The 17,107-nt window shown below is 46.1% G+C and carries 13 protein-coding genes; 8 read left to right on the top strand and 5 right to left on the bottom strand.

Features of this window, described 5'->3' with window-relative positions:
• Window positions 1-137: 137 nt before the first annotated feature.
• On the bottom strand, window positions 138-1,409 hold the full coding sequence (locus OCV29_RS01070; protein WP_073603725.1) for a dicarboxylate/amino acid:cation symporter: 1,272 nt from the start codon (window positions 1,407-1,409) through the stop codon (window positions 138-140).
• 424 nt (window positions 1,410-1,833) lie between these two features.
• On the opposite strand from OCV29_RS01070, the gene gmk reads away from it, so the two are divergent.
• The 6 genes from gmk to OCV29_RS01040 all read left to right on the top strand — a co-directional run bounded on the left by gmk (window position 1,834) and on the right by OCV29_RS01040 (window position 9,562).
• Window positions 1,834-2,457, top strand: a complete 624-nt coding sequence (gmk, locus tag OCV29_RS01065; RefSeq protein WP_073603724.1) for a guanylate kinase — start codon at window positions 1,834-1,836, stop codon at window positions 2,455-2,457.
• Between the two features lie 104 nt (window positions 2,458-2,561).
• Window positions 2,562-2,834: a DNA-directed RNA polymerase subunit omega gene (gene rpoZ / locus OCV29_RS01060; RefSeq protein WP_073603723.1), complete on the top strand. Its 273-nt coding sequence runs from the start codon at window positions 2,562-2,564 to the stop codon at window positions 2,832-2,834.
• 48 nt (window positions 2,835-2,882) lie between these two features.
• The gene (gene spoT / locus OCV29_RS01055; protein WP_073603722.1) at window positions 2,883-4,994 is read left to right on the top strand and encodes a bifunctional GTP diphosphokinase/guanosine-3',5'-bis pyrophosphate 3'-pyrophosphohydrolase; all 2,112 of its coding nucleotides are present in this window, start codon (window positions 2,883-2,885) and stop codon (window positions 4,992-4,994) included.
• 83 nt (window positions 4,995-5,077) lie between these two features.
• Window positions 5,078-5,764 (top strand): tRNA (guanosine(18)-2'-O)-methyltransferase TrmH, encoded by a 687-nt coding sequence (gene trmH / locus OCV29_RS01050; protein WP_073603721.1) that lies wholly within the window; start codon window positions 5,078-5,080, stop codon window positions 5,762-5,764.
• A 104-nt stretch (window positions 5,765-5,868) separates the two neighbouring features.
• A complete protein-coding gene (gene recG, locus OCV29_RS01045; RefSeq protein ID WP_073603720.1) occupies window positions 5,869-7,947 on the top strand; it encodes an ATP-dependent DNA helicase RecG in 2,079 nt (692 codons plus the stop codon).
• A 169-nt stretch (window positions 7,948-8,116) separates the two neighbouring features.
• Window positions 8,117-9,562, top strand: a complete 1,446-nt coding sequence (locus tag OCV29_RS01040; RefSeq protein ID WP_073603719.1) for a uracil-xanthine permease family protein — start codon at window positions 8,117-8,119, stop codon at window positions 9,560-9,562.
• Window positions 9,563-9,626: 64 nt separating this feature from the next.
• On the opposite strand, the gene envZ is transcribed toward OCV29_RS01040, so the two are convergent.
• Entirely contained in the window at window positions 9,627-10,934 is a 1,308-nt protein-coding gene (envZ, locus tag OCV29_RS01035; protein ID WP_073603718.1) for a two-component system sensor histidine kinase EnvZ, read from the bottom strand.
• A gap of 87 nt (window positions 10,935-11,021) precedes the next feature.
• Window positions 11,022-11,741, bottom strand: coding sequence for an osmolarity response regulator transcription factor OmpR (gene ompR, locus OCV29_RS01030; RefSeq protein ID WP_073603717.1), 720 nt, complete (start codon window positions 11,739-11,741; stop codon window positions 11,022-11,024).
• A 241-nt stretch (window positions 11,742-11,982) separates the two neighbouring features.
• Here ompR and OCV29_RS01025 point away from each other — a divergent pair, with 241 nt between their 5' ends.
• Window positions 11,983-13,335 (top strand): aminotransferase-like domain-containing protein, encoded by a 1,353-nt coding sequence (locus OCV29_RS01025; RefSeq protein ID WP_073603739.1) that lies wholly within the window; start codon window positions 11,983-11,985, stop codon window positions 13,333-13,335.
• A 158-nt stretch (window positions 13,336-13,493) separates the two neighbouring features.
• On the opposite strand, the gene OCV29_RS01020 is transcribed toward OCV29_RS01025, so the two are convergent.
• Both OCV29_RS01020 and greB read right to left on the bottom strand, forming a co-directional pair.
• Window positions 13,494-13,847, bottom strand: coding sequence for a DUF805 domain-containing protein (locus OCV29_RS01020; RefSeq protein WP_073603716.1), 354 nt, complete (start codon window positions 13,845-13,847; stop codon window positions 13,494-13,496).
• Between the two features lie 153 nt (window positions 13,848-14,000).
• Window positions 14,001-14,480 (bottom strand): transcription elongation factor GreB, encoded by a 480-nt coding sequence (gene greB, locus OCV29_RS01015; protein WP_073603738.1) that lies wholly within the window; start codon window positions 14,478-14,480, stop codon window positions 14,001-14,003.
• Window positions 14,481-14,720: 240 nt separating this feature from the next.
• Between greB and OCV29_RS01010 the strand changes: the two genes are divergently transcribed.
• Complete coding sequence (locus OCV29_RS01010; protein WP_073603715.1) at window positions 14,721-17,039, top strand: Tex family protein; 2,319 nt, start codon at window positions 14,721-14,723, stop codon at window positions 17,037-17,039.
• Window positions 17,040-17,107: the final 68 nt, after the last annotated feature.

Here is a 17,107-nt window from a genome sequence, read left to right as displayed (position 1 = left end):
CAAACCTTTCTCTGTGCAGCCAGGGCGTGTACATTTTCCGCAATTTGTTCGTGCTTTATATAAGGCAAAGCAGTAAACGGCTCAAAGCCTGTTTCCCCGGATAAGTCAGTACGGGGAAACAGGAGACGGATGAATGATCAGGACATACTTTCCGGAGAGACTTCCTGTTCATCATCAGCTATTGAAGCCTGTGCGGTTTCAACAACACCAATTTCTTTTTCGGACGAACCCACAACAATCGCGGCAGCCAAATCGCCAATCACATTGATGGAAGTTCGGGCCATATCCAGAATCCGGTCAATCCCGGCAATCAGTGTCAAACCGTCTAAAGGCAGACCCACAGAACTTAATACAATTGACAACATAATCAGGCCGCCTCCGGGAACACCAGCGGTACCAATTGCACCTAATGTTGCCGTCAACACGATTGTTCCCATCTGCGCAAAACTCAGGTCGATACCATAAACCTGTGCGATAAAGATGGCACACACGCCCTGATAAAGAGAGGTTCCACCCATATTAATCGTAGCGCCCAGCGGTAAAACAAAACTTGCAATCCGGTCTGAAACACCAAAATTCTCTTTAATGGTCTTAATACTGACCGGCAATGTACCGGAGCTGCTCGAAGTACTGAATGCAGTTGCTGCGGCAGGCAGAATACCTTTTAAGAATTCAGACAATGAAACACGGGATAAGCCATTCACCGTGACTGCATAAACAAAAACCATTTGCAGCAGGCAACCCACATAAACAGCACCAATCACCTTAATCAAAGGTAACAGAACCGCAGTTCCGTTTGATGCAACAACCGGTACAATCAGACCAAAAACACCATAAGGTGCTAATGACATCACAAAACCGGTAATTTTGTACATGATCTCAGCCAGGCTCTCAAAGAAGCTGATAAAAGGTTTTGCCTGAGCAGCCGGTAACGATGTCGCTCCCATCCCGAGGAACAATGCAAAAGCAATAATTTGCAGCATGTTTCCTTCGACTAACCCTTTCAACGGATTTTTCGGGATAATATTAAGGAACGTATCGGCCAGGCTGACTGACTTCGCTTGCATCGCAGTCTCTGTGACCGGCATACTCAAGCCCGCTCCGGGAGTCAGTAACATGGATAAAACCAGACCAATTGTCACCGCAAAGGCCGTGGTTAGCAGATAATAACTTAAAGTTTTACCACCAATCCGGCCCAGTGTTTTGATATCACCAATACTGGCAGCACCAACAATTAATGACGAGAAAACCAACGGGACAATTAACATTTTAATCAGGTTGATAAAAAGTGTTCCGACAGGTTTGATGTATGTGTTTGCAATTGCAGGAGAATCCTGAAGTAACAGACCAACCAGAATTCCCGCGGCAAGACCTACGAATATTTTCGTGGTCAGCTTCATTTTTTTCATGATGTTCCTCATTTTTGTTATACAGACGACATCGATTATTAATATCTCCAAATAAACTCAGCACCCTGAATTCATTTGAGGATATCTAATCAGCGACATTTCTGTCCGGAAATACGCAAATACTGGCTGAAGCGGCCATACAAACAGCGCGCGACATTATCACAATAAATAGCGTCAAACCATGATAAAAAGCGACATTATTGACCATTTTCACATCAATATTCTTTATTTATCTGGTAACAAAGACAGAACACCTGACAGGAGACACTTCCGGTTGTGATTCTCTTGAGGAAAGGCGCTGATTCATGATAATCTTCGCCTCCATTTTTCAGACTGAAATTCCGGACATGTCATAAGGAATGGAATATCAGTGCTATCTTATAAAAATCAGACAGCTTTTTGACAACAAAAGTGAAACAAAGTTATGAGCAGAGGCACGCTTTATATTGTTTCAGCGCCCAGCGGTGCTGGAAAATCCAGTTTAATCAATGCATTACTGGAAAGAAATCCGACTTATGCAATGAAGGTTTCCGTCTCACATACAACCAGAGATCCACGTCCGGGTGAACAGGACGGTATTCATTACCATTTCGTGCCCAAAACTCACTTCGAAGCACTGATTGAAAAGAATGAATTTCTCGAACACGCAGAAGTATTTGGCAATTACTATGGCACTTCGCGGGTCTGGATAGAAGAGAATCTGAATAAAGGTATCGATATTTTTCTTGATATAGACTGGCAGGGCGCGCGTCAGATTCGTCAACAAATGCCGGATGCAAAAAGCATCTTTATTTTACCGCCATCCGCCGCCGAACTGGAACGACGACTCAATGCCAGAGGTCAGGACAGCGATGCCGTGATTGCTGGCAGAATGAGTAAAGCAAAATCTGAAACATCACATTATAACGAATATGATTACCTGATTGTGAATGATGATTTTGATGTTGCCCTGATGGATTTTAAAGCCATTCTTCGTGCGGAAAGATTGAAGCAAGACAAGCAAGCTGCTAAATATAGCAACATGCTGACTGAATTATTATCGGAATAGCAGCCGATACAATTATCTATAGGGTTTACAGCTAGTATCATCAGGTATTAAGTTGTATAATTTCCCGTCATTTACAGTTGATTAACTAACGATTTGGAGTACTCATGGCACGCGTAACTGTTCAAGATGCAGTTGAAAAAGTTGGCAACCGTTTCGACCTGGTTCTTATTGCGGCTCGCCGCGCCCGTCAAATGCAAGCGGGCGGTAAAGATCCATTGGTACCGGAAGAGAATGACAAAACAACCGTCATTGCACTTCGTGAAATCGAAGAAGGTTTAATTACGAAAGAAGTTCTTGATGCACGTGAGCGTCAGGAGCAACAGGAACAGGAAGCTGCTGAACTTGCAGCGGTAAGCAGTATTGCTCACAACCGTTAATCTGTTCAGCAGACACGTTCAGTATTTACAATAGGCGGGTCGATTAATTTGTATCTGTTTGATAGCCTCAAGGACGTTGCACAAGAGTACCTGACAGAGCCTCAGATTGAGGCTCTGCGACATGCTTATGTTGTAGCAAGAGATGCACATGAGGGGCAAACCCGCTCAAGTGGTGAACCTTACATTATCCACCCGGTCGCAGTTGCCCGGATCCTGGCTGAGATGCGTTTGGATCTGGAAACGCTTCAGGCCGCTTTGCTTCACGATGTCATCGAAGATACTGAAGTCGCAAAAGAAGAGCTTGAAACTAAATTTGGTACAGCGGTTGCCGAACTGGTAGACGGCGTCTCGAAACTGGATAAGCTAAAGTTCAGGGACAGAAAAGAAGCGCAGGCCGAAAACTTCCGCAAAATGGTTCTGGCAATGGTTCAGGACATTCGTGTGATTCTGATTAAGTTATCTGACAGAACACATAACATGCGGACTCTCGGCGCATTGCGCCCGGATAAAAAACGGCGAATTGCACGGGAAACACTTGAGATATATGCGCCACTCGCTCACCGGCTGGGTATCCACAACATCAAAGTTGAACTCGAAGAGCTGGGGTTTGAAGCACTTTATCCCAACCGTTACCGCGTTTTAAGAAATGTTGTCAAAGCAGCCCGCGGAAACCGGAAGGAAATGATTCAGCGCATTCACAGTGAAATCGAGGGCCGTTTACAGGAAGTTGGCCTTCAGTCCAGAGTGCTTGGCCGGGAAAAAAATCTCTACTCTATCTATAACAAAATGAAGACGAAGGAACAGCGTTTTCATACGATTATGGATATCTATGCATTCCGCATTATTGTTGACACACCAGATACCTGTTATCGCGTGCTTGGTCAGGTCCATAGCCTCTACAAGCCCAAACCCGGCCGGATGAAAGACTATATTGCGGTCCCAAAAGCGAACGGCTATCAGTCATTGCACACTTCGATGGTCGGTCCGCATGGTGTTCCTGTAGAAGTTCAGATCCGGACCGAAGACATGGACCAAATGGCCGACAAAGGGGTTGCGGCTCACTGGTCATATAAAGCGAACGGCGAAAGAACCGGCACGACAGCCCAAATCAAAGCCCAACGCTGGATGCAGAGTTTGCTGGAACTTCAGCAAAGTGCGGGGAACTCGTTTGAATTCATTGAAAACGTCAAATCAGATCTGTTCCCTGATGAAATTTATGTTTTCACCCCCAAAGGGCGTATCGTTGAGTTGCCGGTTGGCGCAACTGCCGTTGACTTCGCCTATGCCGTTCATACGGACGTCGGTAATACCTGCGTCGGTTCACGGGTTGATCGCAATCCTTATCCTCTGAGCAAAGCACTGAAAAACGGGCAAACGATAGAAATTATCAGCGCACCGGGTGCCCGGCCTAACGCAGCATGGCTTAACTATGTCGTAACTTCCCGCGCCAGAACTAAAATCCGTCAGGTTCTGAAAACCATGCGTCGCGAAGAATCGGTCAGTCTTGGCCGACGACTTCTGAACCACGCTCTGGGCGAGCAGTCGATTGGCGATATCAGTGAAGATAACATTCAGACTGTACTCATTGAACTGAAAATGTCACAGCTTGATGATATGTTGGCTGCCATTGGTTTGGGTGAACTGATGAGCATCGTGATTGCACGTAAATTGCTGGGTAACACGGAAGAGCTGACGATCAATGAAGAAAACCGCAAACGCTCGCTACCAATTCGCGGTGCTGAAGGCATTCTGCTCAACTTTGCCAATTGTTGTCATCCCATTCCGGACGATCATATTATCGCCCATATATCACCGGGACGAGGTCTGGTCATCCACAGAGAAACCTGTGCCAATGTCCGTGGTTATCAGAAAGAACCCGATAAATATATGGCGGTTGAGTGGTCAAAAGATTACGATCAGGAGTTCATTACTGAACTGAAGATAGACATGCTCAATCATCAGGGTGCTTTGGCGGAACTCACCAACGTGATTTCTCATACCGGTTCAAATATTCATGGCATAGCAACTGAAGAAAGGGACGGTCGTCTGTATACAATCAAAGTATTGCTAACCACGAAAGATCGGATTCACCTTGCAGGTATCATGAAAAAGATCCGCGTGATGCCTCATGCATTAAGAGTTCAGAGGAAAAAGAGCTGAGCTGTTTATCAATTTCAGGCAGAGCGTCTTATTTGACGTTTCTGTCCTGAATCAAAGCTTCTACATTGATTATTCAAAAATATATGAACCCAGAACGTTATCAACGCATCCTTGAAGTGCTGAAAGCACGACAAACCGACCTCACGTTATGTCTTGAAGAAGTCCACAAACCCAATAATGTGTCTGCCATTATCCGTACTGCTGACGCCACTGGCCTGCATAAGATTCATGCCGTCTGGCCTAATGCACAAATGCGGACACTGGGCCATACTTCCGCAGGCGCAAGAAACTGGGTTGAAGTCGATACACATGGCTCGCTGAATGATGCGGTTTCTGTTTTCAGAGAACAGAAAATGCAGATTCTGGTCACGAATCTGTCTGAGCACGCTGTTGATTTCAGAGACATTGATTATACCCGGCCAACCGCTGTCATTTTGGGCAGTGAAAAGGAAGGTATATCTCAACAGGCGCTGACTGTTGCAGATCAGGACATCATCATTCCAATGGTTGGCATGGTTCAGTCATTAAACGTGTCTGTCGCCAGTGCTTTGATCCTCTATGAAGCACAGCGTCAACGTCAAATGTCTGGTATGTATGACCGGGATGAAAGCAACTTACCCAATGAAGTTGTCCAACGCATATTGTTTGAGCGGGGTCATCCGGTTTTAGCAAAAGTCGCAAAAAAGAAAAAACTACCTTATCCGGAACTGGATGAAAAAGGACAAATCGTAGCTGACGAAGCATGGTGGCGTGAGATGCAATACGCATAAGTGATGTCAGCTCATTCACAGTTCCCAAAAAAACTGTACAAAAAAACAGTTCAATGGTTGAATAACCAGAGTTAATTCACCCATTCAAGTGAGCCTGTTCGTTTATGTCACAACTGCTCAACGCAATTCCTTTAACTTCACTCTCAGGTGTTGGGATAAAAATTGCTGAGAAACTTAGCAGAATCGGATTGAACACGGTTCAGGATCTTTTGTTTCACCTGCCGTCCCGTTATGAAGACAGAACCCGCATCTATCCTGTGAATCAACTGCATGCCGGATTATGGTGTGCGACACAGGGACAGGTGATGGCGGTCAATGCATCATTTGGCAGAAAAAAAATGCTGACCGTAAAGATGAGCGATGGTCATGGCACGTTGTCATTACGCTTCTTCAATTTCAATGCAGCCATGAAGAACAGTTTCACCGAAGGCAAATATATTCATGTTTACGGCGAGATAAAAAGAGGCATGTCCGGACTTGAAATAATTCACCCGGAATACAAGTTTTACCAGCCAGACGTCCCCGTCAAAGAAGAAGCCAATCTGACTCCGGTTTATCCGGCCACCGAAGGTCTCAGACAGTTAACCCTGCGCCAGCTGACCGATCAGGCATTAGAGCTGCTCGATAAGTCTGCGGTACAGGAACTATTGCCGGAAGGTTTGTATGATCATCAGATCACCATGACTCAGGCTTTACATATCATTCACCGCCCTTCTGCCGACATTGATACGGAACGCTTTGAAAAAGGACATCATCCCGCCCAGTTACGGTTAATCATGGAAGAACTGCTGGCACAGAATCTGTCGATGCTGGCAATCCGTCATCAGGGACAGCAAGAACAGGCACTGCCGTTAACTCATTCCGAACCCTTTAAACAACAACTGCTCGACCAGCTCCCTTTCAGTCCGACCCATGCTCAGGACAGAGTCGTCAGGGAAATAGAATCTGATCTGGCACAGTCACATCCGATGATGCGTCTGGTTCAGGGAGATGTAGGCTCAGGCAAAACATTAGTTGCTGCAATGGCGGCACTCAGAGCGATCAGCCATGGCTATCAGGTCGCGTTAATGGCGCCAACCGAATTACTTGCCGAACAACATGCAATCAACTTTAAAACCTGGTTTTCCCCGCTGGGTATCAAGGTTGGCTGGTTGGCTGGTAAACAGAAAGGCAAAGCAAAAGAACAGGCCATAGCTGAAATCGCTCAAGGTGACGTCAGTATGATTGTTGGGACGCACGCTTTATTTCAGGAACAGGTCAGTTTTCATCACCTTGCATTAATTATCATTGACGAACAACACCGTTTTGGGGTGCATCAACGGCTGGAACTCCGGGAAAAAGGCGGCAAAAATGGGTGCTATCCTCACCAGTTGATTATGACGGCCACACCGATTCCACGTACACTGGCGATGACAGCTTACGCAGATTTGGAAACGTCTGTCATTGATGAACTCCCACCGGGACGAACTCCGGTGCAGACCGTTGCTATCCCGGAAACAAAACGGAATGATATTATTGAACGTATTCGTCATGCGTGTTTGTCAGAAGGAAAACAGGCTTATTGGGTTTGTACTTTGATCGATGAGTCTGAAGTTCTGGAAGCACAGGCTGCAGAAGAACTGACACAGACATTGAAACATCAGCTACCTGATTTAAACATCGGGCTGGTTCACGGGCGCATGAAGGCCGCAGAAAAACAGTCTGTGATGCAAAATTTCAAATCCGGCGAGCTCCATCTGCTGGTTGCGACAACTGTCATCGAAGTCGGAGTTGATGTACCAAACGCAAGTCTGATGATTATTGAGAACCCGGAACGACTCGGACTTGCACAGCTTCACCAGTTAAGAGGCAGGGTTGGTCGTGGCTCGGTCGCCAGTCACTGTGTCCTCCTTTATCATCCGCCGCTTTCTAAAACAGCTCAAAAACGCCTTGCCGTCATGCGTGACAGCAGTGATGGTTTTGTCATCGCGCAAAAAGATCTCGAAATTCGGGGCCCGGGCGAGCTGTTAGGAACAAAACAAACCGGTTTAGCTGATTTCAAAATTGCCGACTTACTCCGGGACCAATACCTGATCCCGGAAGTTCAGAAAATCGCCCGCTATATTCACGACCATTACCCACAAAATGCTCAGGCGATCATTGATCGCTGGTTAACAGATAAAGATATTTACTCAAAAGCCTGAATATTTTTCCTCTGTGTTGCCGGCGACAAAAAGCAAACGTTTGCTATTATGACAAAATTCACTATAATTCCGCTCAATTTTCATTCTGAGCAAATTCCCCACAATAATAAATTACCTCACAATCTGTTCAGGGATTTTTTAATTTAATTTGAATACCGGTACACAGAATATGACGACTAAAAAATCTGAATTAGTCTATCAACTCAATGATAAGCCACCTTTGCCACAAACCACTTTTGCAGCGCTGCAGCATTTGCTGGCGATGTTTGTGGCCGTCATTACGCCTTCCTTAATCATCTGCCAGACGTTGGGCGTACCCGCCGACCAAACCAATACAATCATCAGTATGTCACTGTTTGCCTCCGGGATTTCTTCTTTTATTCAAATCCGGACTTTCGGTCCGGTCGGTTCAGGCTTACTTTCTATTCAGGGCACCAGCTTTAACTTTCTCAGCCCGATTATCGGCGCAGGCATGTCACTCAAAGCAGGCGGCGCGGATATCAATACCATGATGGCCGCCATTTTTGGCACCATACTCGTCGCATCATTTGCCGAAATTATTCTGTCCAGAATTCTGACCTACGCACAGCGGATTATTACGCCATTAGTCTCCGGCATTGTTGTTACCCTGATTGGTTTGACGCTCATTCAGGTTGGCCTGATTTCAATGGGAGGTGGATATGCCGCATTGAGTGATGGTAGTTTTGGCAGTCTGGATAAACTGGCACTGGCGGGGGCTGTACTCGGCCTGATTGTGATTCTCAACCGCTCCGCGAATCCATATATTCGTGTCGCTTCTATCGTCATTGCGATGTTGGTGGGATACGTGATGGCCTTTTGCATGGGAATGATCGATTTTTCAGGTCACAGTGAAAGCAAACTGATTGCCCTGCCTGTCCCCATGCAATTCGGACTGAGTTTTGACTGGTCGCTGTTTATCCCTCTGGTGCTGATATTTCTGATTACCGCACTGGAAGCAATTGGAGATATTACCGCCACATCAGAAGTTTCCGGAGAACCTGTGAAAGGCCCTGTTTATATCAAAAGATTAAAAGGCGGTGTACTCGCGGATGGCCTGAATTCTGCCTTAGCTGCGGTATTTAACAGCTTCCCGAATTCAACATTCAGTCAAAACAATGGTGTAATCATGTTGACGGGTGTTGCCAGCCGTTACGTCGGATATTTTATTTCAGGTATGCTGGTATTGTTAGGTTTATTCCCGGGTGTTGCTGCCTTTGTGCAGCAAATTCCGGAACCAGTCCTTGGTGGTGCAACCATTGTCATGTTTGGCACGATTGCGGCTGCCGGAGTCCGGATTATCTCGCGTGTCGAGCTGGATCGTCGTGCCATTCTGATTATGGCTCTGTCGTTTTCAATGGGTCTGGGTATCGCGCAAAAACCTGAAATTCTGCAATTCATGCCTGAGTTCATCAAAAATATTTTTTCATCAGGCATTGCTGCCGGAGGAATCACAGCAATTCTCCTGAATCTGGTTTTACCTGAAAAAGACCAGAAAGCAAACAACAGCACAGTGCTACAGGCTGACAGCAGTGAAGATGTCATAAGCCATGATACCTTTACAGAAACGTCTGCAGACCACTCTGCCGCTGAATAACAGAGATGATTTGGCCGGAGGTACCGGAACCCCGGAGACATTCGGCCATTCAATTCCGCGGCTTTCACTTTATAGCAGGAAAACTGATCTGAACTTTCAGGCCCCCTTCAGAGCGATTGTTCATTGATACCGAACCATGATGCTGGCTGACAATTCGTTTTACAATTGCCAGCCCCAATCCGCTTCCTTCAGAACCTCTGGCAGTATCGCCCTGAGTAAATGGTTCAAAGACTTTAGTCATCTGCTCTTCGCTGATGCCCGGACCATTATCTTCAACACACAGCCAGACCAGCGCTTGATCGGCCGTCATTCCGGCACTGACTTTCACCCACCCGTTTCCATAACGAATCGCATTTACAACTAAATTGCTGACTGCCCGTTTAATTGCAATCGGGTTTCCCCAGGCATATTTCAGAGAACCGGCAACATTCATTTCCGGCTTGGTATGATTCACTTCCGCAGCCTTGACGATATCTCTGAGAACCTCTTCCAGATCAACTTCCTTAAACGACTGAGTCTGCACCGGCTTCAGATAATCCATAAACTGGCTGATAATTTCATTGCATTCTTCGGTATCACTGATAATACCTTCCGCAAGATAACTATCCTCAGGAGACATCATTTCCGTTGCCAAACGTATCCGGGTCAGTGGCGTCCTTAAATCATGGCTGATCCCGGCCATCAATAAAGCCCGATCAGCTTCTAAGTCCTGAATACCTTTCGCCATCTGATTAAAAGCCTGAGTGACAGAGCGAATTTCAGTGCCCCCTTTTTCCGGTAATGCCGGTGGAATTTCACCTTTCCCGACAGAAACAGCGGCTTTCTCTAAGTCTTTTAAAGGCCGGTTCTGGATCCGGACAAACAACCAGCCACCCAACATGATCAGGATGGTCATTAAAAGGCAGTTTCTGAATAACGGAATAAAATCTTCTTCCTGAAGCTCAGATAATGGTATCTGAATCAATACGCCGGGTAGCTTCTCAATTTTCATCCACAAAATATAACTTCGCTGACCAAGGATCATTCTTACATCCGTTGGAGAACTGAGCTCCCGGGTCATTTCTTCACTCATCAAATCAATCCGCATGGCATGTGCGAATTCCTGTGACAGGTTTTCGTTCAGCGAATGGATTGACACACCCAGCTTATCTAACACCTTCTGCCGGGCCAGGATCTCTTCTGAAATTTCATTGCCGTTACCATTCGAATCCTCCAGCATGATGCTGATTTCATGGCCGAGAATCGTGTTCAGCTGCTGCAGACTCGGAACCAGCGCATAGTGGAACAATGCATAGAAAGTGTACAGCTGGCTGGTAACAAATAAGGTCAGAAAAATAATAAGCGTTTGCGTAAAAGCGCTGCGAACCCGCATTTGGGAAAACTCCGGATATCAATAAGACAGGCAAGGTTCAGAGCCATTTCTCTGAACCGAAAAAGTGTTCTCTGAACCAAAATATGATTACGAGCTTTTTCCGTCAGGAACAAACACATAACCCAGACCCCATACCGTCTGAATATAACGTGGCTTTGCCGGATCATCTTCCAGCATGCGTCTTAGCCGGGAAATCTGAACGTCAATAGAACGCTCCATGGCCGAATACTCACGTCCCCGCGCCATATTCATCAGCTTATCTCTCGACATAGGCTCTCTGGGATTACTGACCAGAACTTTTAACACCGCAAACTCTCCCGAGGTCAGAGGCATCGCTTCTTCTCCGCGAAACATTTCTCTGGTACCGAGATTCAGACTAAAATCACCAAACTCAATGACTGATTCTTCAGCACTGGGAGCTCCTGGTAACTCACTCGCCTGACGGCGTAAAATCGCTTTAATCCGGACCAGCAACTCACGCGGATTAAATGGTTTCGGCAAATAATCATCTGCGCCAACTTCAAACCCGAGAATACGTTCTTCTTCATCCCCTTTTGCGGTCAGCATTAAAACCGGAATCTGATTATTTGATTCACGAAGACGTTTACAGATTGATAACCCATCTTCTCCCGGCAGCATCAAATCCAGCACCATCAGATGAAACTGTTCACGCATCAGTAACCGATCCATTTGCTGACTATTGGCCACGCTACGCACCTGAAATCCTTGTTCAGATAAATAACGTTCCAGCAAAGATCTGAGCCTGGCATCATCATCAACCACTAAAATCTTTACATTTTCCTGCACGCGGCAACCTCTGTTATTTTTTATTCTATCGTCAGACTTTAACTCTAACACTATTTCATAAAAACAGCGGCACAGAATTGTTAAGGTTTATGTCTTTGTTTTACCTGCAACGCCCCTTTGAGCAAGACACTGAATCCTGAATTTTGAGGTCAATCCGGTAAAGATCATTTCTCATCAGTTTTCTTACTATTCACCTTCCAGTAAACTGGACAAAACCTTTAACTGATAAAGAATGCCCGCCGTGAGTGAAATTAAGTTTAAGCAAATAGCCCGGACCATCGAATCAAGAATCAGAGACGGCGTCTATCCCCCAAATACAAAATTACCACCACACCGGGTATTGGCCGAAGAATTACAGACCACACCGGTCACCGTTGCTAAAGCTTACAAGTTACTCTCAGAGCAAAATCAGGTTGAATCTTTTGTCGGACGCGGGACTTTTGTCTGTGGTGAGTCCCGGCTTTCGAGTGTGATTCAAAGCTCCGATGATGAAGATGTGTATAATTTTTCAATTCTGCAACCATGTCTCAGTCATCATCTTCCGGCGCTTCAAAATGCCATCAGGCAAAGTGCCAGCCAACTCACGAGCCAGTTGATTGGGTATGCAGAAAATTCCGGGCATGAGCGACACCGGCAGACTGGCATACGCTGGGCCTCAGAATATGGTCTGGAACCGGGAACCACCCATAATACGCTGCTGACCAGCGGTGCTCAGAATGCTTTAGCGGTTCTGGTTGAATCACTGACAAAACCAGGTGACACAATTGCAGTCGAAACACTTACATATCCGGGAATTCTGGCCATCGCCAGCCTGAAAAGACGTCATGTGGTTGGCGTTCAGATGGATGAGCACGGAATGATACCGGAGCACTTACAACAGTCCATTGAACAACATCATCCCAAACTGGTGATTACAGTTCCTTCGCATCAGAACCCAACGGGAATTACAATGCCGGAAGAGCGCAGAATTCAAATTGCCGATATCATTCGCCAACATCATATCTGGCTGGTTGAAGATGATATTTATGGTTTTCTTAATGAGAAACCCATTCCTGCAATCTGTAACTGGCTTCCGGAGCAGGGATTCCATGTCACCAGCTTATCCAAAGCAATCTGTCCGGCGCTCCGCTGCGGCTTTATCAAAGCACCTTCATCACAGGTTGCCACCGTCAGTGCTCATATCCGGACCGATATCTGGCTTTCATCCCCTTTAAACTTCATCATCGCAGAAGAATTAATCCACTCCGGACAGGCATTTGAACTCGCCGAACGGCAACGCTTGCTGGCAGCCGAAAGACAAGCCATAGCAAAACAATACTTACCTGAAACCACCACTCCCGGACAGGGTTATCATTTGTGGCTTCCATTGCCCTCTGGGTGGCAGCAGGAACGTTTTGCGATGGAAGCACAAAATCATCGAATCCTTGTCAGCAGTGGCAGTTATTTTGATACACAGCAGAGCTGTAATCATATCCGGCTTTCACTGACGGCTATTCATTCCGGTAAAAAATTCAGAGAAGGGATGGAGAAGTTAAATCAATTGCTGCATGCCGATCCTGCAACGGTATTGTCATATCAGACCAATCCGTTTTAACGGATACCGGAACCAAAAAAGCCAGCGTATCAATAACGCTGGCTTCATTTGTATCAATGGATAATCTGTATCAATGAATATCTTTTGTATCGATGAGTATCTTTTGTATCGATGAATAGCGGCGTTTTAAAGGTTTTGCCAGCTATCCTGATTTCAGATTAAAGCTCGATTTTCTTCGGATCAGGTCCGTATTGGTTGTCACCAAAATTGCCGGGAAGAACCGTGAACACGAAAAAAGCAATCGCACCGACGACTGGCACCAGGGTGATAAAGCACCACCAGCCACTGCGGCCCGTATCATGCAACCGACGAATGGTCAAAGATAAGCTGGGCAGGAGAACGGCCAGACCAAATAATCCGGTGATTAAGCCATAACTCCCGACCAGTACATCCAAAATGCAGGTGATCAGCATAAAAATCATCATGAACAGATAAAACATCCAGTACTCTTTTCGTCTGGCCCGGCCACTAAAAACTGTATATTTCTTAAACGCTGCTGTGAACCAATTCATTTTATTATTTCCCGATTAATATTTGTTAAAGACAAAGATAAATGCGTATAGTCAACACTGGCCATTGCCACACATGGCCATTCCAAAAGGCGCCTAAGTATTCATAAAAGTAATTTTTATATCAACAATCATTCTGCATTTTTGGGGAGAATGTTAATTTTTTTCATACTCGATGGCATTGACAAACCATTCTTTCTCTCCTTCCGGCGTTTTTACCGTAAATTCATCATCCACTTCTTTTTTAATCAGCGCACGTGCCATAGGAGAATCAACCGAGATATAATCTTTGACATCACCATAGATTTCTTCCGGTCCGACAATCCTGAATCTTTTCTTATCACCTTCTTCATTTTCTATTTCGACCCAGGCACCGAAAAACACTTTGCCCTCTTGCTGCGGAGAATAGTCAACAACCTTGAGCTCAGGCAGTAATTTTCGCAGATACCGAACCCGTCGATCTATCTGTCTGAGTAAGCGCTTATTATACTGGTAATCAGCGTTTTCACTCCGATCTCCCAGACTGGCAGCCCAGGTAACAATTTTTGTAATTTCAGGACGTTTCTCCCGCCACAGATAATCATGCTCCTGCTTAAGTTTGTCATAGCCAGCTCTGGTGATTAACTTTGTTTTCACATATGCTCCCGGAATTTTCTGGATAATCGCAACAATTATATTCAAATATATCCAAGTGACCTCAGGATGCATATTCAGCAAGATGATTTCTGAGCAAGGTTCACAGACTCTGAGTCCGTTGCTCTGATAACGAGGCAGCAGAGATATATCGACTGGAAATATATCGTATAAATCCCCATATTATTAAGATTAATTTGCCCTTCACCGGGTATATTTCATGAACTAAAGAGAAGATAACGGATGAGTCAAGCTATCTGCCAAACAATTGCTTCAGAGCTGAATGTTCGCTCTGAGCAGGTTATTGCAGCCGTTCAGTTAATTGATGACGGTAATACTGTTCCATTTATTGCACGATACAGAAAAGAGGTCACAGGCGGGCTGGACGATTCACAACTGAGAAGTCTGGATAGCCGTTTATCTTATTTGCGGGAGCTGGAAGAGCGACGTCAGACCATTCTGAAATCAATTCAGGACCAAGGCAAAATGACACCTGAGCTCGGGCAGGAAATCCGTCATGCCGACAGTAAAACACGGCTCGAAGATCTGTACCTGCCTTACAAACCCAAACGCCGGACAAAGGGACAAATTGCAATTGAGGCGGGTCTGGAGCCTCTGGCTGATCAGTTATGGCAACATCCACAGCATATCCCCGAACAAGAAGCACAACAATATATCAACCCGGATAAAGGAATTGATGATTCAAAAGCCGCCCTGGATGGTGCGCGGGCGATTATGATGGAACGCATTGCCGAAGATGCCAACCTGCTGGAAAAAATCCGGGCCTACATGAATCGTCATGCACTGCTGACATCCAGAGTTGTCACGGGGCAAGAACAAAAAGGCGAGAAGTTCAAAGACTATTTTGAGCATCAGGAACCAATCAGCGCCGTGCCCTCACACCGGGCGCTTGCGATGCTGCGGGGCCGAAATGAAGGCTTCCTGACCTTAACCCTGAACGCCGATCCGGAACAACCGGAAGGTGTCAGAGAGTCTTATTGCGAAACACTGATAGCGAAGCATTACAATATCCATCTGAGTGATGCACCAGCAGATACATGGCGCAAGCAAGTTATCGGCTGGGCATGGCGGGTGAAAGTTTCCGTCCACATGGAAACTGAACTGATGTCCGCACTGAAAGAACGGTCTGAAATTGAAGCGATCGATGTCTTCGCAACCAACCTCAAGGATTTGCTGATGGCAACCCCCGCAGGCCCCAGGGCAACACTTGGGTTGGATCCGGGATTAAGAACAGGTTGTAAAGTTGCTGTCGTGGATGCAACAGGTAAAGTGCTCTCCACCTGCGCAATTTACCCGCATCAGCCGCAGAAACAGTATGAACAGGCCATCAAGACAATAGATGCTCTGGTCCGCCAGTTTCATGTCGATCTCATTGCCATCGGTAACGGGACGGCCTCCAGAGAAACAGATGCATTTGCTGCTGATTTAATTAAACGGGGAAATCTCAAAGTCCAGAAAATTGTGGTCAGTGAAGCCGGGGCTTCGGTCTATTCAGCCTCAGAACTGGCAGCACAAGAGTTTCCCGAAATGGATGTATCGTTGCGTGGTGCTGTGTCTATCGCCCGGCGCCTTCAGGATCCGCTGGCTGAACTGGTTAAGATTGATCCGAAATCCATTGGGGTCGGACAATACCAGCATGATGTGAACCAGAACCTGCTGGCTAAGCGCCTTGATGCGGTCGTTGAAGACTGTGTGAACGCTGTCGGTGTTGATGTCAATACAGCTTCACCTGCGCTGTTGACCAGAGTTGCCGGTCTTTCAACAACACTGGCCAAAAATATTGTGGAATACCGCGATGAAAATGGCCGGTTTGAGTCAAGAACAACGTTGAAAAAAGTGCCTCGTTTAGGCCCGAAGGCCTATGAACAGTGCGCTGGTTTTTTACGGATCATGAATGGAAAAAATCCGTTAGACAGCTCATCTGTTCACCCTGAAGCTTATCCGGTTGTACAGAAAATTGCTCAGGCAAACCAGCAGGAGATTCCTTCCCTGATTGGCAACACAACATTTTTGAATGGATTGCATGCCAGTGACTACACTGATGATAACTTTGGTATACCGACTGTCACAGACATCATTAAAGAACTGGATAAACCCGGACGTGACCCCCGGCCTGAGTTCAAAACCGCAAATTTTGCCGATGACATTCATCAGGTCAGCGATCTGGAGCCGGGAATGATTCTTGAGGGCGTTGTATCCAACGTTGCCAACTTCGGTGCGTTTGTTGATATAGGTGTGCATCAGGACGGGCTTGTCCATATCTCAGCACTGACCGATCGATTTGTGTCTGATCCGAGAGAAGTGGTGAAAGCCGGTGATATTGTCAAAGTGAAAGTGATGGAAGTCGATATTCAAAGAAAACGTATCGCCCTTTCAATGCGGCTCAATGACGAACCGGGGCAAGAGAACAAAACTGTCCGTTCAAACCGTCGTCCATCCGCCAGTACAACGGAACCGAAGAAGAGTCAACGGCAAAAGCCCCAAACCAACAGTGCGATGGGCGGTGCCTTCGCTGCAGCTTTTGCAAAAGCAAAAAAATAAAATCACCGGAGCATACGGGTGAGAATGGCGAAAAAAAACCTGCGGTACACCGCAGGTTTTTTAAATTA

The sequence above is a fragment of the Vibrio aerogenes genome (assembly GCF_024346755.1).
GTDB lineage: Bacteria > Pseudomonadota > Gammaproteobacteria > Enterobacterales > Vibrionaceae > Vibrio > Vibrio aerogenes.
Note: the sequence above shows the minus strand (reverse complement) of the source record. Positions and strands in the feature narration are given on the sequence as shown.